Source organism: Pseudomonas antarctica (assembly GCF_900624995.1).
GTDB classification, from domain to species: domain Bacteria; phylum Pseudomonadota; class Gammaproteobacteria; order Pseudomonadales; family Pseudomonadaceae; genus Aquipseudomonas; species Aquipseudomonas antarctica.
The window spans coordinates 46,460-71,658 of record NZ_UYXQ01000011.1 but is presented as its reverse complement, the minus strand read 5'-3'; the positions used below and the strand labels follow the sequence as shown (position 1 = coordinate 71,658).

The 25,199-nt window shown below is 61.9% G+C and carries 21 protein-coding genes; 5 read left to right on the top strand and 16 right to left on the bottom strand.

Annotation, left to right across the window (positions count from 1 at the left end):
- Positions 1 to 19 precede the first annotated feature (19 nt).
- From E0F99_RS10340 to cbiE, 3 genes are all read right to left on the bottom strand, one after another.
- A complete protein-coding gene (locus E0F99_RS10340) occupies positions 20 to 415 on the bottom strand; it encodes a DUF2946 domain-containing protein (protein WP_083355483.1) in 396 nt (131 codons plus the stop codon).
- A 274-nt stretch (positions 416 to 689) separates the two neighbouring features.
- Positions 690 to 1,409: a cobalt-precorrin-6A reductase gene (locus E0F99_RS10335; RefSeq protein ID WP_083355482.1), complete on the bottom strand. Its 720-nt coding sequence runs from the start codon at positions 1,407 to 1,409 to the stop codon at positions 690 to 692.
- Positions 1,406 to 2,611 carry a precorrin-6y C5,15-methyltransferase (decarboxylating) subunit CbiE gene (cbiE, locus tag E0F99_RS10330; protein WP_083355481.1) on the bottom strand — a complete coding sequence of 402 codons (1,206 nt, stop codon included), beginning with the start codon at positions 2,609 to 2,611 and terminating at the stop codon, positions 1,406 to 1,408. Before cbiE ends, E0F99_RS10335 begins: the two co-directional genes overlap by 4 nt.
- 38 nt (positions 2,612 to 2,649) lie before the next feature.
- On the opposite strand from cbiE, the gene cobG reads away from it, so the two are divergent.
- From cobG to E0F99_RS10305, 5 genes are all read left to right on the top strand, one after another.
- Entirely contained in the window at positions 2,650 to 3,996 is a 1,347-nt protein-coding gene (gene cobG, locus E0F99_RS10325; protein ID WP_083355480.1) for a precorrin-3B synthase, read from the top strand.
- A complete protein-coding gene (locus E0F99_RS10320; protein ID WP_083355479.1) occupies positions 3,989 to 4,615 on the top strand; it encodes a precorrin-8X methylmutase in 627 nt (208 codons plus the stop codon). The genes cobG and E0F99_RS10320 overlap by 8 nt, the downstream gene beginning before the upstream one ends.
- On the top strand, positions 4,615 to 5,346 hold the full coding sequence (locus tag E0F99_RS10315) for a precorrin-2 C(20)-methyltransferase (protein ID WP_083355478.1): 732 nt from the start codon (positions 4,615 to 4,617) through the stop codon (positions 5,344 to 5,346). Before E0F99_RS10320 ends, E0F99_RS10315 begins: the two co-directional genes overlap by 1 nt.
- Complete coding sequence (gene cobJ / locus E0F99_RS10310; RefSeq protein WP_083355477.1) at positions 5,346 to 6,983, top strand: precorrin-3B C(17)-methyltransferase; 1,638 nt, start codon at positions 5,346 to 5,348, stop codon at positions 6,981 to 6,983. The genes E0F99_RS10315 and cobJ overlap by 1 nt, the downstream gene beginning before the upstream one ends.
- A gap of 237 nt (positions 6,984 to 7,220) precedes the next feature.
- Positions 7,221 to 8,003 carry a hypothetical protein gene (locus tag E0F99_RS10305; protein WP_083355476.1) on the top strand — a complete coding sequence of 261 codons (783 nt, stop codon included), beginning with the start codon at positions 7,221 to 7,223 and terminating at the stop codon, positions 8,001 to 8,003.
- On the opposite strand, the gene E0F99_RS10300 is transcribed toward E0F99_RS10305, so the two are convergent.
- The 13 genes from E0F99_RS10300 to E0F99_RS10235 all read right to left on the bottom strand — a co-directional run bounded on the left by E0F99_RS10300 (position 8,000) and on the right by E0F99_RS10235 (position 24,956).
- Positions 8,000 to 8,596, bottom strand: coding sequence for a MarC family protein (locus E0F99_RS10300; protein ID WP_083355475.1), 597 nt, complete (start codon positions 8,594 to 8,596; stop codon positions 8,000 to 8,002). The two genes, E0F99_RS10305 and E0F99_RS10300, sit on opposite strands and share 4 nt — an antisense overlap.
- A gap of 164 nt (positions 8,597 to 8,760) precedes the next feature.
- Positions 8,761 to 11,532, bottom strand: coding sequence for a hybrid sensor histidine kinase/response regulator (locus E0F99_RS10295; RefSeq protein ID WP_083355474.1), 2,772 nt, complete (start codon positions 11,530 to 11,532; stop codon positions 8,761 to 8,763).
- Positions 11,533 to 11,647: 115 nt separating this feature from the next.
- Positions 11,648 to 12,940, bottom strand: coding sequence for a phosphoribosylamine--glycine ligase (gene purD / locus E0F99_RS10290; RefSeq protein ID WP_083355473.1), 1,293 nt, complete (start codon positions 12,938 to 12,940; stop codon positions 11,648 to 11,650).
- A gap of 169 nt (positions 12,941 to 13,109) precedes the next feature.
- The gene (purH, locus tag E0F99_RS10285) at positions 13,110 to 14,717 is read right to left on the bottom strand and encodes a bifunctional phosphoribosylaminoimidazolecarboxamide formyltransferase/IMP cyclohydrolase (protein WP_083355472.1); all 1,608 of its coding nucleotides are present in this window, start codon (positions 14,715 to 14,717) and stop codon (positions 13,110 to 13,112) included.
- Positions 14,718 to 14,798: 81 nt separating this feature from the next.
- Positions 14,799 to 15,119 carry a DNA-binding transcriptional regulator Fis gene (fis, locus tag E0F99_RS10280; RefSeq protein WP_003221275.1) on the bottom strand — a complete coding sequence of 107 codons (321 nt, stop codon included), beginning with the start codon at positions 15,117 to 15,119 and terminating at the stop codon, positions 14,799 to 14,801.
- Positions 15,116 to 16,129 (bottom strand): tRNA dihydrouridine synthase DusB, encoded by a 1,014-nt coding sequence (dusB, locus tag E0F99_RS10275; RefSeq protein WP_083355471.1) that lies wholly within the window; start codon positions 16,127 to 16,129, stop codon positions 15,116 to 15,118. Before dusB ends, fis begins: the two co-directional genes overlap by 4 nt.
- A 185-nt stretch (positions 16,130 to 16,314) precedes the next feature.
- The gene (locus E0F99_RS10265) at positions 16,315 to 17,559 is read right to left on the bottom strand and encodes a DUF3426 domain-containing protein (protein WP_083355470.1); all 1,245 of its coding nucleotides are present in this window, start codon (positions 17,557 to 17,559) and stop codon (positions 16,315 to 16,317) included.
- A 30-nt stretch (positions 17,560 to 17,589) separates the two neighbouring features.
- Positions 17,590 to 18,468, bottom strand: coding sequence for a 50S ribosomal protein L11 methyltransferase (prmA, locus tag E0F99_RS10260; RefSeq protein WP_083355469.1), 879 nt, complete (start codon positions 18,466 to 18,468; stop codon positions 17,590 to 17,592).
- A gap of 180 nt (positions 18,469 to 18,648) precedes the next feature.
- Positions 18,649 to 20,010 (bottom strand): acetyl-CoA carboxylase biotin carboxylase subunit, encoded by a 1,362-nt coding sequence (gene accC, locus E0F99_RS10255; RefSeq protein ID WP_083355468.1) that lies wholly within the window; start codon positions 20,008 to 20,010, stop codon positions 18,649 to 18,651.
- Between the two features lie 17 nt (positions 20,011 to 20,027).
- Positions 20,028 to 20,492 carry an acetyl-CoA carboxylase biotin carboxyl carrier protein gene (accB, locus tag E0F99_RS10250; protein WP_057009686.1) on the bottom strand — a complete coding sequence of 155 codons (465 nt, stop codon included), beginning with the start codon at positions 20,490 to 20,492 and terminating at the stop codon, positions 20,028 to 20,030.
- A gap of 24 nt (positions 20,493 to 20,516) precedes the next feature.
- Positions 20,517 to 20,972 carry a type II 3-dehydroquinate dehydratase gene (aroQ, locus tag E0F99_RS10245; RefSeq protein ID WP_016972516.1) on the bottom strand — a complete coding sequence of 152 codons (456 nt, stop codon included), beginning with the start codon at positions 20,970 to 20,972 and terminating at the stop codon, positions 20,517 to 20,519.
- Positions 20,973 to 21,270: 298 nt separating this feature from the next.
- A complete protein-coding gene (locus tag E0F99_RS10240) occupies positions 21,271 to 23,232 on the bottom strand; it encodes a methyl-accepting chemotaxis protein (protein ID WP_083355467.1) in 1,962 nt (653 codons plus the stop codon).
- Between the two features lie 53 nt (positions 23,233 to 23,285).
- Positions 23,286 to 24,956 carry a response regulator gene (locus tag E0F99_RS10235; protein ID WP_083355466.1) on the bottom strand — a complete coding sequence of 557 codons (1,671 nt, stop codon included), beginning with the start codon at positions 24,954 to 24,956 and terminating at the stop codon, positions 23,286 to 23,288.
- Between the last annotated feature and the right edge of the window lie 243 nt (positions 24,957 to 25,199).

Below are 25,199 nucleotides of genomic sequence, written 5' to 3'. Positions count from 1 at the left end.
CAGTTCACTTGCGAAGAAATCAGACCGTCGGAGAGGCGCGCGGGTTGAGGCTCGGCCATTGCTGGCGCGGGGTTGGGGCTTGCAGTGACGGCGCCGGCAGGCTCTGCACCGGCGCAAACCGTGTGACATACAACTGCGGCACATGCCCCGGCAAGGCCACCAGCGGCGGTGAGCCCGAGCAACACCAGCAGTGCTGCATGGTGGAGTGGTCGTCTTGCTGCGGCGCCGGAATGTCCAGCTTGCCCAGGGCGATGGTCTTCAGGCTGGCGCCATTGGATGAACAGAAACTGCCCCACAGCAATTGCTGCACGGGGTCGCTGGACTGTTGCATCGCACTGGCCATCGGCATGGCAAAGGCGTTGAACAGCACTGCAAAGCAGGCGATCCACACAATTGCAAAGCGTTGACGGGCCATGGCGGACAATCCGTAGGGTTAAATGATCAGGGGGGTATTTAGCCTGATCGGTAGGGATAAGTAAAAAGCGCAGGTGTGGTTTGGTGTCGCAGTGGTTGCCTTCATGATAGTCGGGAACCACGGATTGCCAATCTTTCAGACGGGTCGCGACATCCGGCGTGGCGTTGAACCCTGTGGGCGCTGGCTTGCCTGCGATGGCATCACCTTGGCCTAACTGGAAGACCGAGCCGTCTGCATCGCAGGCAAGCCCGCTGCCACATTGGAAAGGTGGAGTTTAGAGCGTGTTGACTGCCTGTAGCACCGCAGCCACGTCGGTGAACTCTCGATCTACCGCAGCCAACACTGGACGCTTCAATACAAGCACCGGCATTCCCAGCTCCCGCGCCACTTCCAGCTTCGGTTCAGTGGCCGCACTGCCGCTGTTCTTGCTGATCAGCACATCAATCCCACGCCGTTCAAACAACGCGCGCTCATCCTCGATCAGAAACGGCCCACGCGCACCGATGACTTCACAGCGCGCATTGCCGGGGTACACATCCAGTGCGCGCAGCGTCCAGAACTGATCGGCGGGGATCTCGTCGAGATGCTGCAATGGCTCGCGCCCCAGCGTAAACAACGGCCGCTTGAAGGGTTTCAACGCTTCAGCCAGCTCGGCCCAATCACTGACCTCACGCCAGTCATCGCCCGCATGCGGTTGCCACGCCGGGCGGCGCAACGCCCAGCAAGGGATGCCGGACAACGTTGCAGCCTCGGCAGCATTCCGGCTGATCTGAGCTGCATAGGGATGGGTGGCGTCGAGAATCAGGCTGATGTGTTCCTCACGGACAAACTGCACGAGGCCCTCAACGCCACCATAACCGCCAACACGCACCTGGCATGTGAGGTCCGTCGGTACGCGGCCCACGCCCGCCAGGCTATAGATGTGCTCCGGGCCCAAAGTACGGGCAATCGCCAGAGCCTCCGTCACGCCGCCCAACAACAAGATGCGTTTCATAGCGGCTTGATCACTTCCAGCAAGGTGATCGGCAGCGCCTGGCGCCAGGTGTCGAACTCACCCAACGGCTGGGCCTGCGCCACATGAATGCGAGTCAGCTCGCCGCCGTGCTCCGCGCGCCAGGCCATCAGGGTCATTTCGCTTTGCAGGGTCACGGCATTCGCCACCAAGCGGCCGCCGGGCCGCAGTTGCTGCCAGCAGGTGTCGAGCACGCCTTCGCGGGTGACGCCGCCGCCGATGAAGATCGCGTCGGGCGCTTCCAAACCGTGTAATAGGTCCGGAGCCTTGCCACGAATCAGGTGCAAACCGGGCACGCCGAGGGCGTCGCGGTTCTGTTCGATCAGGCTTTGGCGACCCGCATCGGCTTCAATCGCCAACGCACGGCAGCTCGGGTGAGTGCGCATCCATTCGATGCCGATAGAGCCGCTGCCCGCGCCCACATCCCAGAGCAATTCGCCGGGCATCGGCGCCAGGCGCGCGAGGGTCATGGCGCGCACATCGCGCTTGGTCAGTTGGCCGTCGTGTTTGAAGGCCGAATCGGGCAGACCGGCGAGGCGCGACAGGCGTGGCGTGTTGACGTCGGCCACGCAGTCGATGGCGACCACGTTCAAATCGGCGACCGAGGTGTGCTCCCATGACTGGGCCAGTCCGTCGATACGCTGTTCATCCGCGCCGCCTAAGTGTTCAAACACCGTCAACCGGCTGGGTCCAAACCCTGAATCAACCAATAGCGCGGCAATCGCCGCAGGGCTGCGCCCGTCATTGCTCAACACCAGCAGCCGCACGCCACTGGCCAAATGCGCATTCAGCGCCGCCAGCGGCCGCGCGACCACTGACAATGTCACCACTTCCTGCAACGGCCAGCCCAATCGCGCCGCTGCCAGCGACACCGACGACGGCGCCGGCAAAATCAGCAACTCTTCAGCCGCCACCTGCCGCGCCAAACTGGCGCCCACGCCATAGAACATCGGGTCGCCGCTGGCCAGCACGCACACAGGCTCGCCGCGCCGCGTCAGCACCGGCGCCAGGGAAAACGGGCTAGGCCACAACTGACGCTCGCCACGAATACACACCGGCAACAGGTCCAACTGACGCTGGCCGCCTATAATCCGGGAGGCGCGCAACAAGGCGTGCCGGGCGTTTCTGCCCAGCCCCTTGAAGCCGTCTTCACCGATGCCTACTACCGTCAGCCAGGGCGACATATCAATTCCTTGAACGACATCCGACGGGCAGGCTTTTCATGCCACCGGACAAAGCAGGCATAATACCGCGCCTTTACCTGTCAACCGGTAGCCCCGTGAACCCAACGCCCGCTGTGAATACCTTGCGCCCCTCGGCTTGTCCGGGGTTGCTGCGTATCGTCCAGGCGTTGGATGGCGGTATTTGTCGGATTAAATTGGCCGGTGGTTCGATCAGCGCCGCACAAGCCAACGCGGTGGCAGATGCAGCTCAAGCCTATGCGGGCGGGGTGATCGAGGCCACCAACCGCGCCAATCTGCAGATTCGCGGGATTGGCGCCGAGCAGGGCGCCTTGATTGCCGCGCTGCTGGCCGCAGGCCTTGGCCCGAACAACGCCGCTGGCGACGATGTGCGCAACCTGATGCTCAGCCCTAGCGCCGGTATCGACCCACAAATGCTGTTCGACACCCGCCCGCTGGCCGCGCAGATCCTTGCCACCCTGCAAAACCATGCACGGTTCCACGAGCTGTCGGCCAAGTTCGCGATACAGCTGGATGGCGGTGAAGCCCTGGCGATGCTTGAGCATCACCATGACGTGTGGCTGTCAGCGTTTTTACGCAATGGCCAGACGCTGTTGGCATTCGGCCTGGGCGGCTGCCCGGGGCTGGATGCGCCGGTGGCGGCGGTACCGTTGGACCAGGGCCATGCACTGGTGGTGGCGGTGCTGGAAGCGTTTCTCGACCTGGCGACGCCAGATCAAACGCGCATGCGCCATCTGGTTGTGGATAACGTATTGAGCCGCCTCAGCCTGCCGTTGCTGCCGGTGGAGGGCTTCCAGCGCCCGGCCAGTGGCGCTTTGCTGCACCTGGGCAGTTATCCACAGCCGCAGAAAAATCAGTTCTACGTCGCGGCAGCTGCACCATTGGGCCGCCTGGATCCGCTGATGCTCAAAGGCGTCGCGCAACTGGCCAGCGAGTACGGCGATGGGACGTTGCGTTTCACGCCCTGGCAAGGCGTGTTGCTGCCTAATATCGAACGGCCTGTCGCTGTGACCGAACGCTTGGCGCAGTTGGGGTTCCTCTGCTCAGTCGACCAGCCCTTGGCGCGCATGATCGCCTGCACCGGCTCGCGCGGCTGCGGCAAAGGCCTGGCCGACACCAAGGCTGACGCCGTGCAACTGGCCGCGCTGCAACCCGGCGTTGAGGTGCACCTGTCCGGCTGCCCACGCTCCTGCGCCGCCGCACACACCGCGCCGGTCACCCTGCTGGCGGTGAGCCCCGGCCACTACGACGTCTATTTTCGCGAGGCAGCCCAGCCCGGTTTCGGCCGGCTGCACGCGCGCACTCTTTCCATTGAAGCGGCGGGCGCCTTGTTACGCGCACGCTCACGGAGCAACACCGATGATTGATTACATCCGCGACGGTCAGGAGATCTATCGCAACTCCTTCGCCATTATTCGCGCGGAAGCCAAGCTGGACCGCATCCCGGCCGACCTGGAAAAACTCGCGGTGCGGGTGATTCATGCCTGCGGCATGGTCGAGGCCATCGACGGCCTGCAGTTCTCCGAAGGCGCAGGCAAAGCCGGGCGCGATGCGCTGGCCGCTGGCGCGCCGATTCTGTGTGACGCGCGAATGGTCTCCGAAGGCGTAACCCGCGCGCGCCTGCCGGCCAACAACGAAGTGATCTGCACCCTGCGCGACGACAGCGTGCCTGAGTTGGCGCGAGCGCTGGGTAACACACGCTCCGCCGCGGCCTTGGAGCTGTGGCGCCCGCACCTGGAAGGCAGCGTGGTGGTGATCGGCAACGCGCCGACCGCATTGTTCTACCTGCTGGAAATGCTCGACGCCGGCGCGCCGAAGCCTGCGTTGATTCTTGGCTTCCCGGTCGGCTTTGTCGGCGCGGCCGAATCCAAGGCGATGCTGGCGGCGGACAGCCGTGGCGTGCCGTTCGTGATCATGCAAGGCCGCCTCGGCGGCAGTGCCATGGCCGCCGCCGCAGTTAACGCCTTGGCCACGGAGGTCGAATAATGCCGGCACGTGGACGTTTGATTGGCCTGGGCGTGGGCCCCGGTGACCCCGAGCTGATCACCCTCAAGGCCTTGCGCCTGCTGCGCGAATCGCCGGTGGTGGCCTACTTCGTGGCCAAGGGCAAAAAGGGCAACGCCTTTGGCATCATCGAAGACCACTTGGTCGCGCAGCAGACCCTGATGCCGCTGGTGTACCCGGTGACCACCGAAGTGCTGCCGGCGCCGCTGTCCTACGAGCAAGTGATCAGCGACTTCTACGACAACGCCAGTCTCGAGGTGGCCGCACACCTGGACGCCGGCCGCGATGTGGCGGTGATCTGCGAAGGCGACCCGTTCTTTTACGGCTCCTACATGTACCTGCACGACCGCCTGGCTGAGCGCTATGAAGCACACGTCATTCCCGGCGTGTGCTCAATGCTGGGCGGCGCCTCGGTGCTTGGCGCGCCGTTGGTGTATCGCAATCAGAGCTTGTCGGTGCTCTCGGGTGTACTGCCCCACGACGACCTCAAGCGCCGCCTGGCGGATGCTGATGCGGCGGTGATCATGAAGCTCGGTCGCAACTTCCCCAAGGTACGCCAGGTGCTGGAAGAGCTCGGCATGGCCGAGCGCGCGCTGTATGTGGAGCGCGCGACCATGGCCAACCAGAAAATCGTGCCGCTGGATCAGGTCGACCCGGCGTCTTCACCGTACTTCTCGCTGATCATCGTGCCCGGTGAAAGGTGGCAAGGTTGATGCGCCCCGCGATTGTCATTCTGGGCCAGGGCAGCCTGGCCACGGCGCGCAAGATTGCGCAGGTTTACCCCGGCGCGCTGATTCATGGTTTGGCCGGGCGGGTTGAAGGCGCCGACCAGACCTACAGTGAGTTCGGCGCGACCCTGCGCCAGCTGTATCAACACGGCACGCCGCTGATCGTTCTGTGCGCCGCCGGCATCGTGATCCGCACCCTGGCGCCGCTGCTGCTGGAAAAGGGTGAGGAACCCGCCGTGCTGGCTGTGGCCGAAGACGGCAGCGCCGTGGTGCCCTTGCTCGGCGGCCTCGGTGGCGTGAACGTAATGGCGCGCGACATTGGCGCCGCGTTGGGCGTGTCTGCCGCGATCACCACCAGTGGCGAGCTGCGTTTCGGCACCTGCCTGCTCAACCCGCCGGCGGGGTATAAACTGGCCGACCTGGCGCTGGGCAAGCGTTTTGTCTGCGACCTGTTAGCTGGCGAAAGCGTGCGCATCGAAGGCGTGGCGCCCTGGCTGGACCAGGCCAATTTGCCTCAGGATCAGCAGGCACGCCTGGCGATTCATGTAAGCAGCGCTGAGCGTGTGCCTGCCGCCAACGAGTTGCTGATTTACCCGAAGAACGTCTGTGTCACCTGCAAACCCGGCGCGCAATTGGCTGAGCGTGTGCGTGTGGCCCTACACGGCGCGGGCATTGCGGCGCAATCTTTGGCCTGTCTGTTGGCCAGCGACACGCAGATGGCCGACGCTTCGCTGCATGAAGCTGCATTGGAATTGGATGTGCCGCTGCGTTTCTCCAGCATCAAGCCAGATGCCGATATCGTCATCAGCGTCGCCGAGCAGCCCTTGGACCTGGCGCTCGTGGGGCGCCCGCGTGGCCGCCTGGCTGTGATCGGCCTGGGCCCAGGCGCCGCCGAGTTGATGGTGCCGGCCGTCAAGGCTGAACTGGCGCGCTGCACCGACGTGCTGGGCTATGAAACCTATGTGCGCATGGCCGGCCCGTTCCGCGACGATCAGGTGCAACACTGCACCGATAACCGCGAAGAGATGCAGCGCGCGCGGCACGCGTTTGAACTGGCCGCGCAGGGTCGCTCTGTGGTGGTGGTGTCGTCGGGTGACCCCGGCGTGTTCGCCATGGCCTCCGCCGTGATCGAGGCCTTGCACGAGTCGAGTGACCCGGCGTGGCATCAGGTCGACCTGGAGATTCTGCCGGGTGTCTCGGCTTCCCTGGCCACCGCCGCCCAGGCGGGTGCACCCTTGGGTCATGACTTCTGCGTGATGTCGCTGTCGGACAACCTCAAGCCGTGGTCGATCATCGAAAAGCGCTTGGACCTTGCGTCCCAGGCCGACCTGGCGCTGGCGTTCTATAACCCGATCTCGCGTTCTCGCCCTTGGCAATTGGGGCGCGCGCTGGAAATCGTCGCGTTGTATCGCACGCCACAGACACCAGTGGTCTTGGGGCGTGATATCGGTCGCCCGGGCCAGACCCTGCGCGTCACCACGCTCGGGCAGTTGACGCCCGAGCAGGTCGACATGCGCACCATGGTGCTGATCGGTTCCTCCACCACGTGCGTGTTTCCGCGCGCCGGTGGCGGTGAGTGGGTGTACACGCCACGCTGGTATGGCAACAAACCCGCCACCTGAAAACAGCCTGGCGCAAGCAAGAAAGCTCCGAGTAATGCTAGGTGAAAACCTGCTGCTACTCGGAGCTTTTTCTTTTTTTACCGATGAAATCCGGAAGGCCTGCGGGTACGCCTCGTTATTGCTGGGGGGCGCTTTTTCCACGGGTGGGCCAAGCGATGTTTGTCGCCTGGAAAGCCCGCCCGCCACTGGACTAGTGTGGGGGAAAACCCCATGTGGGGTGCTTGTGGAGAACTGAAAATGGAGCGACATCACAAACGGATCATCAGTGCGAAAAGGCGCAAATTGATTGCCGCCTACAAGCTGCCAGGCGCACCGGGAAAGACGCCCTCTGTACCGCAGGGCACCGTGGAGGATGATTGCAACGCGGCCGTGGTGAACAACGGGGTGATCTCGTTTATCGAGGGCATGTCCGCCCTGAACCGTGAGTACGTTCGCAAGAGTTACCTGCTGGCGAGCAGCTATGTCAGTGATGTGTTGAAGGTACAGCGCGGTACCGAGATCTGGTACGACGAATTTATCAAGGTGATGGTCAGCCTGGGCTGGCTGCCGGTGCGCAGCCGCTTCAAGCGGGTGTCGAGCTCCGGCAAGGGCCTGACGGTGCAACTGGCGGCGCTGAGTATGATTGCGACGATGCTGGCATCGACGTCGCTGGCCGGGCCATTGCTCGCCGCCTTGCCAAAATTGGCGGCCGACGCGCTGGAGGCGCTGAAGCGGCAACCCGCTTCATTCGAGCTGTTCAAGCGCAACAGCACGGTGCACCAGGGCGGGGATTTCGGCCTGGCGTCCTGTGCCGAAGCCGGGGGTGAAGTGACGATGGTGCTGGTGACCTACAGCTCTCACGGCGTGAGCAAACAGCTGGGGCTGCCGTTTCTGGAGTGGGACAGCGCCGCGTTTGAGGCTTTCAGCGGGCAGACTTGCCTGGTGCTGAATACCTCGGTCGTCAACGAAAAGACTCTCCAGCTCATGCGCGAGAGCGCGGGCGATAAAGTGCAATTGGCGATCGCTCAATATCGAATTTAAGGCACCAGGTAGCCGCGCACCCCGGTAAAGATGATTTGTGCGGCGAGGGCACACACGAACAACCCCATCAACCGGCTGACAATCTGCAAGCCCTGGTCACCCAGAATGCGTTCGATACGGTTGGACAAGTACAGCACCACACCCACCGTGAGGCTGGCCAGGGCGATGCTGAGGATGGCGGTGATCTTGTCGTCCCAGTGCGGCTGACTGACGCCCATCACCAGCAGCGCACCAATGGTGCCGGGGCCGACCGTGAGCGGGATGGTCAGCGGCACGATGGTGACGTCCTGCTGCACGTTGTCGGTCTGCACCGCCGACTTGCCCTGCGCCATGCCCAGGGCGGAGATGAACAGCACACTGCCAGCGCCGATGCGGAAGGCGTCCACGGTGATGCCGAATACGCTGAAAATCACTCGGCCGAAGAGGTAGAGCAATATGCTTGAGACCAGCGTTGCCAGCGCCACTTTCCAGGCCAGGCGTCGGCGTTCCTTGCTGGAGTAACCACGGGTCAGGCTGATAAAGCAGGACAGCACAAAGAATGGGCTGTAGAGCACCAGCATCTTCAGGTAAACGCTGAATAACACGTGGAGCATGGGGGGCGGCTCGCGGCGGGGGAAGTTCGGAGAGTCTATCAGGCGGCACAGATCAAATGTGGGAGCGTGCTTGCTCGCGAATGCGCTGTGTCAGCCAATGCATCTTTAACTGACACAGCGCATTCGCGAGCAAGCACGCTCCCACAGTTGGATTGTATTTCGGGTCAGGAAGGTGCGTGCTCAGGGCGCTGTTGTCGCTGCGCCACCCAGAACTCCACCAGCTCACGCAACTGCGACAACTCCACCGGCTTGGCCATATGCCCATCCATCCCAGCCTGGCGTGCGCGCTCTTTATGTTCCGACAGAATGTGCGCCGTAAGCGCGACCACCGGCGTGCGAATACGCTGGTGGCTGACCTCCCAGGCGCGCAGTTGCTGAGTGGCGGAAAAACCATCGAGGATTGACATCTCACAGTCCATCAACACCAAATCGTAACGCTGGGCCTTCATGGCTTCGAGCGCTTCTTCGCCATTGCTGGCGGTATCCGGGTTGAGGTTGAGCTTGCCGAGCATGCCGCGAATCACTTTGGTGGAGATGCTGTTGTCCTCGGCCACCAGGATGCGGAAGTCGGCAGGCACGGTCACCGCAGGCGGGGTGCTGAGGGCAGGTCGCGGCTGCACCACGCCTTTGCTGCGTTGGGTCAGTTCGTCGGCCAGGGTGGTCTTGAGCGTATAGCCGGCCACCGGCTTGGCGAGGATGCGCTTGATCCCGCAGTTGCGCGCGATGATCTTGCTCGGCGCATTGCTGATGCCGGTGAGCATGATCAGCAGGATGTCGTGGTTCAGGCTCGGGTCTTCCTTGATCTTCGCCGCCAGTTGCATACCGGTCATGCCGGGCATGTTCTGGTCCAAAAGCACCACGTCGAAGTAATCGCGCAGGTGCGCCTTGGTACGCAGCAACGCCAAGGCTTCTTTGCCGGACGGCACGGCGCTGACGTTCAGGCCCCAGGCCGTGCACTGCTGCACCAGCACTTTGCGGCACGTGTCGTTGTCGTCCACCACCAGCACCCGTGCGCCTTTGAGCGGGCCGTCGAGGTCGGAGGTCGGGTGCTCCAGGCGTTCCGGGTCCAGCGGCAGGGTCAGCCACAGGGTGCTACCTTGGTGGCTGCCGCTCTTGATGCCGAACTCGCCGTTCATCAGCAGGATCAGTTGGCGGGCAATGACCAGACCTAAGTGGCCGCTCAAGCGCGTGGCCGAGAGGAAGTTCTTGCTGTGCAATTCGCTGTGCAGCAACGCGTCGCGTTCGGCGGCTTCCATCGGCACACCGCTGTCTTGCACGGCAATGCGCAGGCGTGGCTTGGTGCTGCGTTCGTCGAGGGCGACGACGATCAGCACCTCACCTTCATCGGTTTTTTGCAGCGCGTTTTCCAGCAGGCTCAACAGTGCCTGGCGCAGCCGCGTCGGGTCGCCACTGATGACGCGCGGCACTTGGGGCTGGATAAAGCTGATCAGTTCGACGTTCTGCTGCTCGGCCTTGGCGCGGAAGATACTCAGGCAGTCTTCGATCAGCGCATTAAGGTCGAACTGCACGTCGTCCAACTCGATCTGCCCGGACTCCAGCTTGGAGATGTCGAGGATCTCGTTGATCAGGGTCAGCAGTTCATTGCCGGCGCTGTGGATGGTCTGCACGTAGTCACGCTGCTTCACCGACAGCGGCGTGCCCAGCAGCAGCTCGGTCATGCCCAGCACGCCGTTCATGGGGGTGCGAATTTCGTGACTGATCTTCGCCAGGAACTCGGCCTTGGCGGCGATCTCGGCGTTGCTGGCGGCCAGGTCGCGGCTGAGGCTGAAGCGGGCCTCGACAATCGCGCGTTGGCGTTCGCCCAGGGCCAGGCTCATCAATAAGCCGCTGAGGCAGATAAACCCCAGCAGGGTGACGATCAGGCCTTGCGGCGCAACCATCGTCAGGCCGAGCAGGGCCGGGAGGATGATCAATGTGCCGATGTTGAACACCACCATGGCCGCCACGAACAAACGTGCCGGCCGGTAGCCTTTCTGCCAGTGATAGGCTGAGACAAACAGCATGCTTAAGCCGGCCAGGGCCACCAGTGCATAGGTGATGATGTTCAGCGGCAAGGTGTTGACGAACAACAGCAGCAGGCCGCACAGCACAATCAGCAGGATGTCAGCCATCAACAGCTTGTTCAGTGCGTGCGGGCCCAGCGGCATAAAGAAACGGTAGGCAAACATCAGCCCGCACGGCGCGGTCAGCAGCAGGGCGAGGTAGGCACCTGGGGTCTGGATCGCGTGCCAGTTCGGCAGCCATGGCCCCACCAGGTTGAGTAACAGCGCCAGGCTCAGCATCAGCAACACCTCACACGCTGCCAGCCACAGGCTGCTGCGCGAGCGGTGGTAGGCAAATCGCGTGAGGTTGTGCAGGATCAGCATCAGCAGGCAGCCGAACAACAGGCCGTAGATCAGCGTCTGGTTCTGGTCGGCGGCGGCCAGTACAGCCGGCTCCAGGGTGATGTAGGGGCGCAGTTCGTGTTCCGAGACAAGGCGCAGGTACACCTCGAGCGGCTTCTGGCTTTGAGGCATGGGCAGCATGAAATCGCTGCTGGGCAGTGGGCGTTCCGACTGGGGCTGGCGGGTGCCGGTGCTTTGTTGTTCCACCAGCGTGTCGCCGTCCAGTACATAGAGGTTCAGGTGGGACAGGTCCGGGGCGAATACCCGCAGCACTTGCTCGTGCTTGCCGGGTTGCAGCTTGAAGCGTACCCACAACGCACCGTCCGGCTCGGCGGCGGTAATCCGGTCCAGTTCGATGGGGCTAAATTGATTGGTGTAGCGGGCGGAGCGGATGTCGCTCAGTTGCAGGTCGGCCTGTTCATCAAGCAATACGGCCCACCCACTGCCTTGCGCGGCGGCCTGGGCCGGGAACAAGCAGAGCAGTGTCAGCAGACTGACTGTGAAACCTATGGCGATCCTGAGCCAGCGCACGGCGAAATCCCTTCGTAGGTTGATGCACGGGTTAACTATGCGCGGGGCGGCCTGGGTACGGCAAGGGCCAGAGGCCCTTGCCTAACCGAACGGATAGCTACTGGAGGGTAGCTGTTTACGGGTTCTCGCCACGTTCACGGGCAATGGCGCGGTAGCCGATGTCCGTGCGGTAGAAGCAACCTTTCCAGTCGATTTTCGCGGCCAGCTTGTATGCCTGTTGTTGCGCAGCGTCGACACTGGCACCCATCGCGGTGGCGCACAATACGCGGCCACCTGCGGTTACAACTTTGCCATCCTTGAGCGCGGTGCCCGCATGGAACACCTTACCTTCGAGTTTAGCAGCTGCGTCTAGGCCTTCAATTAGATCGCCCTTGGCATAGTCGCCAGGGTAACCACCGGCCGCCAGCACAATGCCGACGCTCGGACGTGGGTCCCACTGCGCTTCAACCTTGTCCAGCGCTTGGGCCAGCGCGGCCTCGACCAGCAACACCAGGCTCGACTGCAGACGCAGCATCACCGGTTGGGTTTCCGGGTCACCGAAGCGGCAGTTGAACTCAATGACTTTCGGGTTGCCAGCTTTGTCGATCATCAGGCCGGCGTACAGGAAGCCGGTGTACACATTGCCTTCGTCGGCCATGCCGCGCACGGTCGGCCAGATCACCAGGTCCATCACACGCTTGTGCACGTCGGCGGTAACCACGGGGGCAGGGGAGTAAGCACCCATGCCGCCGGTGTTCGGGCCAGTGTCAGCATCGCCGACGCGTTTGTGGTCTTGGCTGGTGGCCATTGGCAAGACGTTTTTGCCGTCGACCATCACGATAAAGCTGGCTTCTTCACCGTCGAGGAACTCCTCGATGACCACGCGCGAACCTGCGTCACCAAATGCGTTGCCGGCGAGCATGTCGCGCACGGCGTCTTCGGCTTCCTGCAGGGTCATGGCAACGATCACGCCTTTACCGGCGGCCAGGCCATCGGCCTTGATCACGATCGGCGCACCTTTTTCACGCAGGTAAGCCAGTGCCGGCTCGATCTCGGTGAAGTTCTGGTAGTCGGCGGTCGGGATTTTGTGGCGCGCCAGGAAATCCTTGGTGAACGCCTTGGAGCCTTCCAGCTGGGCAGCGCCGGCGGTCGGGCCGAAGCAATCCAGGCCACGGCTGCGGAACAGGTCCACAACGCCGGCAACCAGTGGCACTTCCGGGCCGACGATGGTCAGGGACACATTCTTTTCGGCGAAGTCGGCCAACTGCTCAAGGGCCAATACGTCGATGGCGACGTTTTCGCACTTGGCTTCAATGGCGGTGCCGGCGTTGCCGGGGGCGACGAATACTTTCTGGACGCGCGGGTCCTGGGCAACTTTCCAGGCCAGGGCGTGTTCACGGCCACCGCTGCCAATGATCAAAACATTCATTTCAAAAACCTCGGATGACGCAAAATTCTTGGGAGCACTGTGGGCTGCTTTTCTGTGGGAGCTGGCTTGCCTGCGATGCTGGCGCCTCGGTGTATCAGATGACCCGAGGTGATGCTATCGCAGGCAAGCCAGCTCCCACAGAAGCCAGTGCCCACCAGGCAATGTTGGATCAGTGGCGGAAGTGGCGCATGCCGGTGAAAACCATGGCAATGCCGGCTTCATCAGCAGCGGCAATCACTTCTGCATCACGCATCGAACCGCCTGGCTGGATCACGGCGGTCACACCGGCTTTCGCGGCATTGTCCAGGCCATCACGGAACGGGAAGAATGCATCGGAAGCCATTACCGAACCGACTACCTGCAAACCGGCGTGCTCAGCCTTGATCGCGGCGATACGTGCCGAGTTCACACGGCTCATCTGGCCGGCGCCGACACCGATGGTCTGGCGGTTCTTGGCGTAGACGATGGCGTTGGATTTAACGTATTTGGCGACTTTCCAGGCGAAGATCAGGTCGTTGATTTCCTGCTCGGTTGGCGCGCGTTTGGTCACAACCTTCAGGTGTTCGTTGCCGATCATGCCGATGTCGCGGCTCTGTACCAGCAAGCCGCCGTTGACGCGCTTGTAGTCCCAGGCAGCGGCGCGGTCAGCCGACCACTCACCGCAGGCCAGCAGGCGCACGTTGGCTTTGGCGGCAACAATGGCGCGGGCCTCGATGCTCACGGAAGGGGCGATGATCACTTCGACGAACTGACGCTCGACGATAGCCTTGGCGGTTTGTGCATCCAGCTCGCGGTTGAAGGCGATGATGCCGCCGAACGCGGACTCGGTGTCGGTGGCGTAGGCCAGTTCGTACGCCTGGCGAATGCCGCCTTCAGCGTCCGGGCTTACGGCCACGCCACATGGGTTGGCATGCTTGACGATCACGCAGGCCGGCTTGACGAAGCTCTTCACACATTCCAGCGCGGCGTCGGTGTCGGCCACGTTGTTGTAGGACAGCTCTTTGCCTTGCAGCTGGGTCGCAGTAGCGATGCCGACTTCGGCCGGCTTGGCTTCCACGTAGAACGCCGCGCTCTGGTGCGGGTTCTCGCCGTAACGCATTTCCTGGGCCTTGATGAACTGGCTGTTGAAGGTGCGCGGGAACTGGCTGCGGCCTTCTGTGCTGAGGGTCTCAGCCGCCTGGTTCACGGTGCCCATGTAGTTGGCGATCATGCCGTCGTAGGCGGCGGTGTGTTCGAACGCCTTGAGCATCAGGTCGAAACGCTGGGCGTAAGTCAGGCCGCCGGCTTTCAGGCTTTCGAGCACCTGGGCGTAGTCGCTGGCGTTAACCACGATGGCCACGTCTTTGTGGTTTTTTGCTGCCGAGCGAACCATGGTCGGGCCGCCGATATCGATGTTTTCGATGGCGGTCGGCAGGTCGCAGCCTGGCTTGTTGATGGTGGCTTCGAACGGGTAGAGGTTAACGGCCACCAGGTCGATCGGCTTGATGCCGTGCTCAGTCATGATGGCGTCGTCGATACCGCGACGACCGAGGATGCCGCCGTGGATTTTGGGGTGCAGGGTCTTGACTCGACCGTCCATCATTTCTGCGAAACCGGTGTAGTCCGCAACTTCTACTGCGGCCACGCCGTTGTCCTGCAGCAGTTTGAAGGTCCCGCCTGTGGAGAGGATTTCCACGCCCAGGGCTTCCAGCTCCCGGGCAAATTCGAGGATCCCGGTCTTGTCGGAAACACTGATCAAGGCGCGGCGGATCGGCAGGCGGGTAGTCTGGTCGGTCATTTCAATTTCCATCAAAAGCAAAGGAGTCAGCAAAAAAGGCGACCGCTTTTACGCGGGCGCCTTTCTGGTTTGATTGAATGCTTACAGCAAATCGTATTGCTTGAGTTTCTTGCGCAGCGTGCCACGGTTTAGGCCGAGCAGCTCACTGGCCTTGGTCTGGTTGCCCTTGACGTAGTTCATCACGCTTTCGAGCAACGGGGCCTCGACTTCGGAGAGCACCAGGTTGTACACGTCCGTGACGGAAGCGCCCTCAAGGTGGGCGAAATAATTGTGCAGCGCCTTCTCGACACTCCCGCGAAGGGTCTGACCTTCTTCGCTCGGCGTGTTGAGGTGCTGTTTCAAATTGACGTTGTCGCTCACGGGTGCTGTTCCACTCACTAAAGTCTCGGTCATCATCGTCATGCGGCCACCCCTTCTGCGTCCCCTGCTCTCAGGCTCTTGTCTCGTTCGGCAAAGAACTCACGAACGGCGGTGACCTGTGCTTGCGTTTCATCCAAACGGTTGAACCCGGCGCGAAACTCTTTGGCGCCGGGCAGGGTTGCGAGATACCAACCCACATGCTTGCGAGCAATGCGCGCACCCATCACGTCCCCATAGAAGGTGTGCAGGGCGGCCAGATGCTCTAGCAGAATACGTTCCACCTCGATCAGCTCCGGTGCCGGCATGATTTCGCCAGTACGCAGGAAATGCTCGATCTCACGAAAAATCCATGGCCGCCCCTGGGCGGCCCGGCCAATCAACAAGCCATCGGCACCGGTTGCGTGCAGCACGCGCCGGGCTTTCTCGGCTGAGTCGATATCGCCATTGGCAAACACCGGCATCGACACCGCCTGCTTGATCGCGGCAATGGTGTCGTACTCGGCTTCACCTGTGTAAAGGTCGGCGCGGGTGCGACCATGCACCGCCAGCGCTGTAATACCTGCCTGTTCGGCGATCTTCGCCACCGTCAGGCCGTTCTTGTTGTCCCGGTCCCAGCCGGTACGGATCTTCAGGGTGACCGGCACATCCACTGCGGCGACAACGGCCTGCAGGATCTCGGCTACCAATTGCTCATCTTTCAACAGGGCGGAACCGGCGGCCTTGTTGCAGACCTTCTTGGCCGGGCAGCCCATGTTGATGTCGATGATCTGTGCGCCCAACTCCACGTTGGCCCGTGCCGCATCCGCCAGCATCTTTGCATCACCCCCGGCGATCTGGACCGAGCGGGGCTCGGGATCACCTTCGTGGATCATGCGCATCCGCGATTTGCGGGTGTTCCACAAGCTCATGTCGCTGGTGACCATTTCAGAGACTACTAGACCCGCGCCCAGACGCTTGCACAGCTGACGAAAGGGCTGGTCGGTGACGCCCGCCATCGGGGCGAGGATCAAGCCATTTTGCAATGTGTATGGGCCGATGCGTACCGCCGACATAGGACTTCCCTGTTGTGGGGCCGGATCATTAGAGTTCGAAAAAGGGTTGGCATGATACCCGCTCTCGATGACTGGATAAAGGCTGAATTGGATAAAATCTGAACAGTTATTTCTTTATCGCCGCCAGTTTGGTTGCGCAGCGCCCAGTCAATAATCTGCCGTCAAACCTCGGCGCGTGTGCGGCTTCACTCGGGCGAGTGGAAGCTCAGGCTGTAATTCACGGCTTTATTGCCGGGGTCGAGGATGTCCAGGGAGATATGGATCGGCGTCTGCGAGGGCATTTCGCTGACCCCGGCCAGCTCGCCACTCAGGTATTCGGCAGGTTTGAAGCGACGACTGGCGATCAGGCCACCGTTCAAATCGGCAAACCGCAGTTCCAGTAGCGGGAAGGGCTGCGAGAAGGTCGCGCGGTTATAGATGATTGCATCCACCACCAGCGCGCCGGCGAACTCCGGGTTGCTGCGCACCACCAGGTTGCTGCTTTTGATATGGGCGATATCCACCCGTGATGGCACGGTGCAACCCAGGGTTGGGCACAGTTGCTGGAACCACGGGCGATAGGTGTCCTGGCGGGCCAGGTCGTCGAATTGATAGGCAATGTACTGACCGGCGAGGCCTGCGGCGGCCAGCAATACCAGGATTGTCCAGACCAGGCGGCGGCCCCAGCTTGACGGACGTTTCTGCGCGTAAAGATGCAGGGGGTCGTCTTCCAGGTCCTGGAGCACATCATCGTGAAGGCTGGCCTCAGGGCGCGGGCGCTTACGCTGCGGTTGGGCGCGTTCTTCAGGTTCCTGTTCGTCGGGGGCAGCGGTCAGCGGCGTGAATGGCGGGTCGAGATCGTCATCGTCCGTGGCAGAGCGCAGTGGCGGCTCATCGTCGATACCGTCAGTGTGAAACGCCATGGACGGTTCGATGCGTTGCTTGGTCGCAGTGGCCGGCTCGGGTTCGTCTTCGGGCGCTGGGGAGCGCTCCTGCGGCGGCTCGCTGAACAGGCTGGCGGCCCATTTTTCTTCCTCGGCCTTGACGGTGCCGCGACTGGCGCTGAGCGAATCTTCAGGTTGCCGACGGTCCGCGCTCGCCTGGCGGCGCTCCGCGCTCAGCGGCTGAGGGGGCTGAATCTCGCGGCGTTCCAGCTTGGCCAGCTCTTCGTCCAGGTCCAAGTTGTCCAGGTCCAGCTCTTCGGCAGTCCACTGTTTCTGGCTGATGGCACGTAGGGCCTGGGGAGCTGGCTCAACTGCCTTTTCAACGGCAACCGGCTTTTCAAGCGCCGCTGCCGCGTTGGCGCGCTGCTCCATTAACTGGCGCACCGCGTTGAACACTTGCAGGCACGAGCCGCAACGTACCACGCCACGGGCCACGTTCAATTGAGCGTGGCTGACGCGAAAACGCGCTTGGCAATGTGGGCACTGGGTGACGAAACTGTCGGTCATGCGGCCATCCGATTCAGGCAAGCGCTCATTCTAGCGCCGACGACCACTGATGCGTACCCAACCATCACGGTTCGCGATTGGATCCAGGTCGAAATCCTTGGCATAGGCCGCCGCGACGTCTTCGCCCTGCTCGGCGAGGATACCCGACAGCGCCAGGCGCCCACCCGGCTTGACCAGGCTCGACAGTTGCGGCGCCAGGGCTACCAGCGGTCCTGCGAGGATATTGGCGACCAGCACATCGGCCTGCACCTGGGGCAATTGCTCCGGTAGGTACAGTGGGAATTTGCCTTCAGGGATGTTGTTGCGCCCAGCGTTATCGCGGGAGGCTTCCAGGGCTTGTACGTCGATGTCGGTGCCGACGGCTTCCTTGGCGCCCAGCAGCAGGGCAGCAATCGCCAGAATCCCCGAGCCGCAGCCAAAGTCCAGCACGTTGCAGTCGGTCAGGTCCTGGCCGTCGAGCCATTCCAGGCAGAGAGCGGTGGTGGGGTGGGTGCCGGTGCCGAACGCCAGGCCCGGGTCGAGCAGCAGGTTGACGGCATCCGGTTCAGGTGCGGCGTGCCAGCTCGGTACGATCCAAAGGCGCTGGCCGAAACGCATCGGCTGGAAGTTGTCCATCCAGCTGCGTTCCCAGTCCTGGTCTTCGATCACTTCACTGTGGTGCTCGGGTAATGGGCTGCCCGTGAGCAGTTGCATATGGGCCAGGACGGCGGCGGCATCGGTGCCGTCTTCGAACAGCGCCAACAAGTGAGTGTGCGACCACAGCGGGGTGGTATTGAGTTCGGGTTCGAAGATGGGCTGGTCTTCGGCGTCCATGAAGGTGACCGAGACGGCGCCCACTTCGAGGAAAGCGTCTTCGTAGGTTTCGGCTTGTTCTGGGCTGATGGCGAGACGGACTTGCAGCCAAGGCATGGCGGGCACCTTTGAAAAAATGAGTGTGCAGCCAGTGGGCCGCGAAAGCGCGCAAGTTTACGCGAGAGCATGATGTTGTGGCGAGCAAGGCTTGTTGTGACAAGCCCGTTCGCCACAGATATTTCACCATGGTCTAGAAACAACAAAGCCGCCCGAAGGCGGCTTTGTTGGGTGGAGCGCTTACTGGTTGGCCAGCTTGTGTTCCAGGTAGTGAATGTTCACACCCCCTTCGCAGAAGCCTTCATCACAAACCAGATCCCGATGCAGCGGGATATTGGTCTTGATGCCGTCTACCACGATTTCGTCCAGGGCGTTGCGCATACGGGCCATGGCCTCGTCGCGAGTGGCGCCCCAGGTGATCAGCTTGCCGATCAGCGAGTCGTAGTTGGACGGAACCTTGTAGCCGCTGTACAGGTGCGAATCGACGCGAACGCCGTTGCCGCCTGGCGCATGGAAATGCTTGACCAGGCCTGGGCTTGGGATAAAGGTTTTCGGGTCTTCGGCGTTGATCCGGCATTCCAGGGAATGGCCGTGGATCTTCACGTCGTCCTGGGTGAAGGACAGCACATTGCCTGCGGCGATGCTCAGCATCTCCTTGACGATGTCGATACCGGTGACCATCTCCGAAACCGGGTGCTCTACCTGCACGCGCGTGTTCATCTCGATGAAGTAGAAACGGCCGTTCTCGTAGAGGAACTCGAACGTACCAGCGCCACGGTAGTTGATGTCGATGCATGCCTTGACGCAGCGAGCCAGTACTTCCTGGCGAGCGGTTTCGTCCAGGCCCGGTGCCGGCGCCTCTTCCAGTACCTTCTGGTGACGACGTTGCAGCGAGCAATCGCGGTCGCCCAGGTGGATGGCGTGGCCTTGGCCGTCGGACAGAACCTGCACTTCCACGTGACGTGGGTTGGTCAGGTACTTCTCCAGGTAGACCATCGGGTTGCCGAACCAGGCAGCCGCTTCAGAGCGCGTCTGCTTGGCGGCTTCGATCAGGTCTTCTTCCTTGTGCACCACGCGCATGCCGCGACCACCACCGCCACCGGCGGCCTTGATGATCACCGGGTAGCCGACTTCGCGACCAATGCGCAGCGCGGTTTCCTCGTCTTCAGGCAATGGGCCGTCGGAACCTGGAACGGTGGGTACGCCGGCGGCGATCATGGCGTCCTTGGCCGAAACCTTGTCGCCCATCAGGCGAATGGTGTCGGCTTTCGGGCCGATGAAGGCAAACCCGGATTTTTCCACCTGTTCGGCGAAATCGGCGTTTTCCGCGAGGAAACCGTAGCCTGGGTGGATGCCATCAGCGCCGGTGACTTCAGCGGCCGCGATGATGTTCGAGACTTTCAAGTACGAATTGGTCGCCAGTGGCGGGCCGATACAGATGCCCTCGTCCGCCAGTTTCACGTGCATCAATTCGGTATCGGCCGTCGAGTAAACAGCGACGGTCTTGATGCCCTCTTCCTTACAGGCGCGCAGGATACGCAGCGCGATCTCGCCGCGGTTGGCGATCAGGACTTTTTGCAGTTTCTTCGCAGGTTTCAACATCGAAGGCGCTCCGCGGTTCAAACGATGGTGAACAGCGGCTGGTCGTACTCAACCGGCTGACCGTTTTCTACCAGGATGGATTCGATGACGCCGGCTTTTTCAGCCGTGATGTGGTTCATCATCTTCATCGCTTCAACGATGCAGATGGTGTCGCCCACTTTCACAGTCTTGCCGACTTCAACGAAGGCTGGCGAGGTGGGTGCCGGGGTGCGGTAGAACGTACCGACCATTGGCGACTTGACCACGAAGCCGTTCAGTACAGGCTCAGCCGGTGCTGCAGGCGCTGCGGCAGCAGCAGGTGCGGCGGCCGGAGCAGCAGCGGCAGGAGCCGGCGCTTGCATTTGCGGTGCGTAGAACTGTTGGGCTGGGGTCTTGCTGTGACGGCTGATCCGTACGGACTCTTCGCCTTCCTTGATTTCCAGCTCGTCGATACCGGATTCTTCCAGCAGTTCGATCAGTTTCTTAACTTTACGGATATCCATGAATCGTCAACTCCCAAGGGTCGGTCAGGGGCGCTTGGCCGGTTGTTCAATGTGTTCCAGGGCGGCCTCCAGGGCCAGTCGGTAACCGCTGGCGCCAAGGCCGCAGATCACGCCTACTGCTACGTCGGAGAAGTAAGAGTGATGGCGGAAAGCTTCGCGTTTGTGCACGTTGGACAAATGCACTTCGATGAATGGGATGCTCACCGCCAGCAACGCGTCACGTAATGCAACACTCGTGTGCGTAAAAGCGGCGGGATTGATCAGGATAAAGTCCACGCCTTCACCGCGCGCGGCATGGATGCGATCAATCAATTCGTACTCGGCATTGCTTTGCAGGTAGAGCAAATGGTGGCCGGCTTCACGTGCCCGTCGTTCCAGATCGAGGTTGATCTGATCGAGGGTGACTGCCCCGTAGACGCCCGGTTCGCGGGTGCCGAGCAGGTTCAGGTTGGGTCCGTGAAGAACCAGTAAGGTCGCCATCGGCTGTTCCTTGTTATTGATGTGGGTACGGCAGAACTCGGCGACTATGCCGCAAAGCCTTTGTGACTGTCCAGTTCTATGCAGTAGGCGGCACGATTAGCGAGGATTGCGCAAAATTTGTGACTGCCGCCCGGATTCCGGTCATGGGTAATACGCTCCTGAGGCCGCTGGAAATCAAATGTGGGAGGGGGCTTGCTCGCGATGGCAGTTGGTCAGTTGATAGATGAATTGAATGACCCCCCGTTATCGGGAGCAAGCTCGTCCCACATGTTGATCTGCGCTTTGACGGGAGACTGAGTCAGACGCGAAAGGCCTGCACAGCAGTATTGAGCTGCCCACCCAGCACCAGCAGGTGTTCGCCTTGGCGGCGCCCTTGGCCGATCCGCAGCAAGTTGTCCTCACCCATCTGATGAATCCGCTCGCTGTTATCGCGGATCTCACTCACGGCACCACTTTGCTGTGCGGTCACATCGGCGATGCGCACCGCTGTGTCGGAAATGGTCTGGATTGCCCCGACGATCTCATCCAAGGCGCCGTCCGCCGCCTGGGCTTGCTGGGCCGTGGCTTCGGCGTGTTCCACCTGTGTGCGCATGCCTTGCACCGATTGGTGGGCAGCGGTTTGCAGGCCAGCGATCAGCGTCTGGATTTCGGCCGTGGCCCCGGCGGTGCGTTGCGCCAGCGAGCGCACTTCATCGGCGACCACGGCAAACCCGCGCCCGGCTTCACCGGCACGCGCGGCTTCGATGGCGGCGTTGAGTGCCAGCAGGTTGGTCTGGTCGGCAATCGCGCGAATCACCGTCAGCACGCCGCCGATGGTGGCGGATTCTTCGGCGAGTTTTTCGATCATCTGCGCGTTTTGCTGCACTTCGCCCACCAGGGCATGCAGCCCGGTCAGGCTCAGGCCGATCACACGTTGGCCCTGTTCCACGGCCTGGCCCGCACTGCGGCTGGCCCCCGCGGCCTGGCTGGCATCACCAGCCACTTGCTGGATGGTCGCCTCCAGTTCACCCAACGAATCACGGATCTGTGCGGTGTCCCCGGCCTGGCGCTCGGCACCGTCGTGCAGGCCGCTGCTCAGCTCGGCGAGGGTGCGGCTGCTGCCGGCCACTTCTTCGGCATTGCCGCGAATGGTGCTGACCAAATCGACCAGATAAGCGCGCAGGCGGTTGAGCGAGGCTTCGATATCGTGCAGCTCGCGGTTGGTCTTGCCCAAGGCAATCGGCTGGCTGAAGTTGCCTTCGGCCCAAGTCGACAAGGCGGGTGCGAGGTTGGTGAGTACGCGCGCCAGCTTCCGTTGTAGCGTGTCGATCAGCAGCGCGATCAGCAGAATCAGGCCGATCATCACGCCTTGCATCAGGCGCACTTCGCTCTGGATCTTGGCGTGTTGTGCGCGCACCACCGGCTCTAGGCCGGCGATGGTTTGCTGCACGGCGGCGATTTTCACATGGGTGCTGTCGGCCAGCGCGGTGCGCAGTTGAATCTGGTCGCGGGTGCGTTTGAGTTCAGCAGGGTAGCGGGTCAACAGGCTGTTGAGTTCGCGCTTGAGGTCGACGCCAATGTCTTGGGCTTCGGTTTTCTCGGTGTTTTCCAGGCCCATCATGGCGGAAAAATCATCAGTGTTGGACTCGGCACTGGCTTTTACGCCGAGCAACGGCAACTGCGCCAAGAGGTCGGCCTGGGTGCGGATGCTGGCGACTTCGCGCTCCACCTCATCCGCCAGCTCCGCGCGCCCGCTGCTCACCAGCTTGTCGCGGGCCAGGGACAGCGTGCCCAAGTGCTGGGACGCGGCCAGCAACGGCGGCAGATAACGCGCGGCCTCTGGCGAGTTGACGCGCATGGCGTACTGGCTCAATTGCTCCAGGTTCGCGCCCAATTCGCGTTCGGCTTGCAGCAGCAGGGCTTGCGGATCACCGGCGAGTTTGCCGGCGGCCAGCAGGTCAGTCTTGCTGAAGGTGTCCAGGTCCACCAGGCTGGGGCGCAGGTTTTGCGCGAGGTCAGCGGGTAATTCGTTCAGGTGTTGCAGCAGGTTTTCCAGGCTCTGGCCGGCGCTACTCAGGCGCAAGGCATCGCCGCTGGCCAAGTAGTCGTCGATATTACGCGCGGCTTGGTTCTGAAAGGTCTGTGACAGCCCCAGGTAGCGTTCCATCAGCAAGTAAGGCCGTTCCAGCGCGCGTTGCGACCACCACAGCGTGGCCCCAAGGGCCAGGCACACGGCCACCAGAAGGAGGGTATTCAGATTGGTCAGCAGCTTCAGGCGCATGCGTGGTTTCAACCGACAGCAAAAGATAAGTGCCTGAAGTTATTGCGTTTCCATTACAGAGTTATGACGGAATCAGTGAATTCCGGTGAAAAGGTGGCACTTTGCTTTGACGTGCGCGCAGCTTGCACGCGGTTGCGCCCGGCGTGCTTGGCGCGGTACAGCGCCTCATCCGCCTGGGCGGCCATCATCAAGCTGTCGGAGTCGTCGCACAGCTCCACCAGCCCGGCGCTGAAGGTGCACCACAAATCCTGCGGCTGGGCCGGGTAATGAATTTCGGCAAAACGCCCGCGGATTTCGTCCAGCACCTTGCAGGCTGATTCCAGGTCGGTGTCGGGCATCACGATGGCGAACTCTTCACCACCGTAGCGGCCGATGTAGTCGGTCTTGCGCAAACGCTGTTTGAGAAACAGCGCCAGGCTCTTGATCACGCGGTCGCCCATCGGGTGGCCGTGGCTGTCATTGACCCGCTTGAAGTGGTCGATGTCGAGCATGGCAAAACTCAACGGCTTGTTCTCGCGGCGTGCGCGGAAGCTGCAGTCTTCGAGCAATTGCAGAATATGAGTGTGGTTGTACAGCCCGGTCAGGCTGTCGCGCACCATTCGCGCCTTGAGGTTGCGCGCACGGGCAGCGCGGTTGCGCACGGTGGTGATCAGGTGGCGCGGCTTGATCGGCTTCGTGAGGAAGTCGTCGCCGCCTTCGCTCATGGCGTCCAGCTGTTTATCCAGGTCGTCTTCGGCCGACAGGTAAATGATCGGCACGCTGACGTAACGGTCGTTGTGGCGAATCACCTTGGCCAGCTCGGTGCCGGTACAGGCGGGCATGTACATGTCGAGGATGATCAGGTCCGGCTGAAAGTCCGCCAGCTCGGCCATGGCCTGGATCGGCTCGATCAAGGTTCGCGTGACGATGCCGGCGCTGTTGAGCAGGCGCTCGGTGTGCAGGGCCTGGGCGCGCGAGTCGTCGATGATCAGCACTTTATACGGCTCGTATTGCGCGACACAGGTCAGTACTTCAATTTTTTCCAGCAGGCTCGACGCCTCGAGGGTGCCGGTGAGAAATTCCTGGCCGCCGGCGCGCACGGCGGCCAGGCGCGTCGGGGTGTCGGTTTCATGCAGGCTGAAAAACAGCAGCGGCAGCTTTTGTTCCAGGCCTTCCTGGGCTTCGGCGGCGAGCGTGAGGCCCAGACCCGGGCCGCAGAAATCCACGTCCATTACGATCGCCGACGGCAGGCGCTCAGCCAAGGACGCGCGAAACGCCGCCACACTGTCGAGTGGCTGGGCGCTCATGCCAAAAAATTCCAGCTGTTTGGCCAGGCGCTCGGCGCGGTCGTGATCGGCCAGCATCACGTAGATCGGCTTGCGCATCGGTGGCAGGAAGGTTTGTTCCAACTGATCGCCCTGGCGCAGGCCGGTGCGGGACAGGCGCTGCATCAGACGATTGAGTTCGGTGATCACCTGGCTGCTCAGGCGGCCACGGTTTTCATCGACCGCTTTGAGGGATTCACCGATATGCCGCGCCAGGTGACCATGCTCGGGCTGTTCGAAGCGCTCGGCAAAGCGCAGCAGGCGCAGATTGGCCTCGCTGAGTTCGGATAAATCGGCGTTCGACCATTCGCTGCGTTGCAGGCGTTGCCAGATCTCAAGAATTTGACGTGCCTGATGAATTACCCGCTGGGCAAAATGGTGCTTGAGACGCTCACGGCTGGGGTCTTCTGGCTCGGTCATATCCTGACTACTAGTTAGGGTGCATGCTGAGGGCGACTGATGGCTCTATGCTAGCACCTCTTTTCTCTGACATGAGTGTCATACGTCAATTAAGTACACGTCTGTGCCATTCAGTTTTAGACCTTGTGGTCGCACTGCGTAAAAAGCGTGCATGCTTTATTGTTGAAGATCTTTATAGTCCAACCTTCCCCACGCGCCACTTTGGTTAAAAGCCCCGCGCCGATGGGCACGATGGGGTAGGGT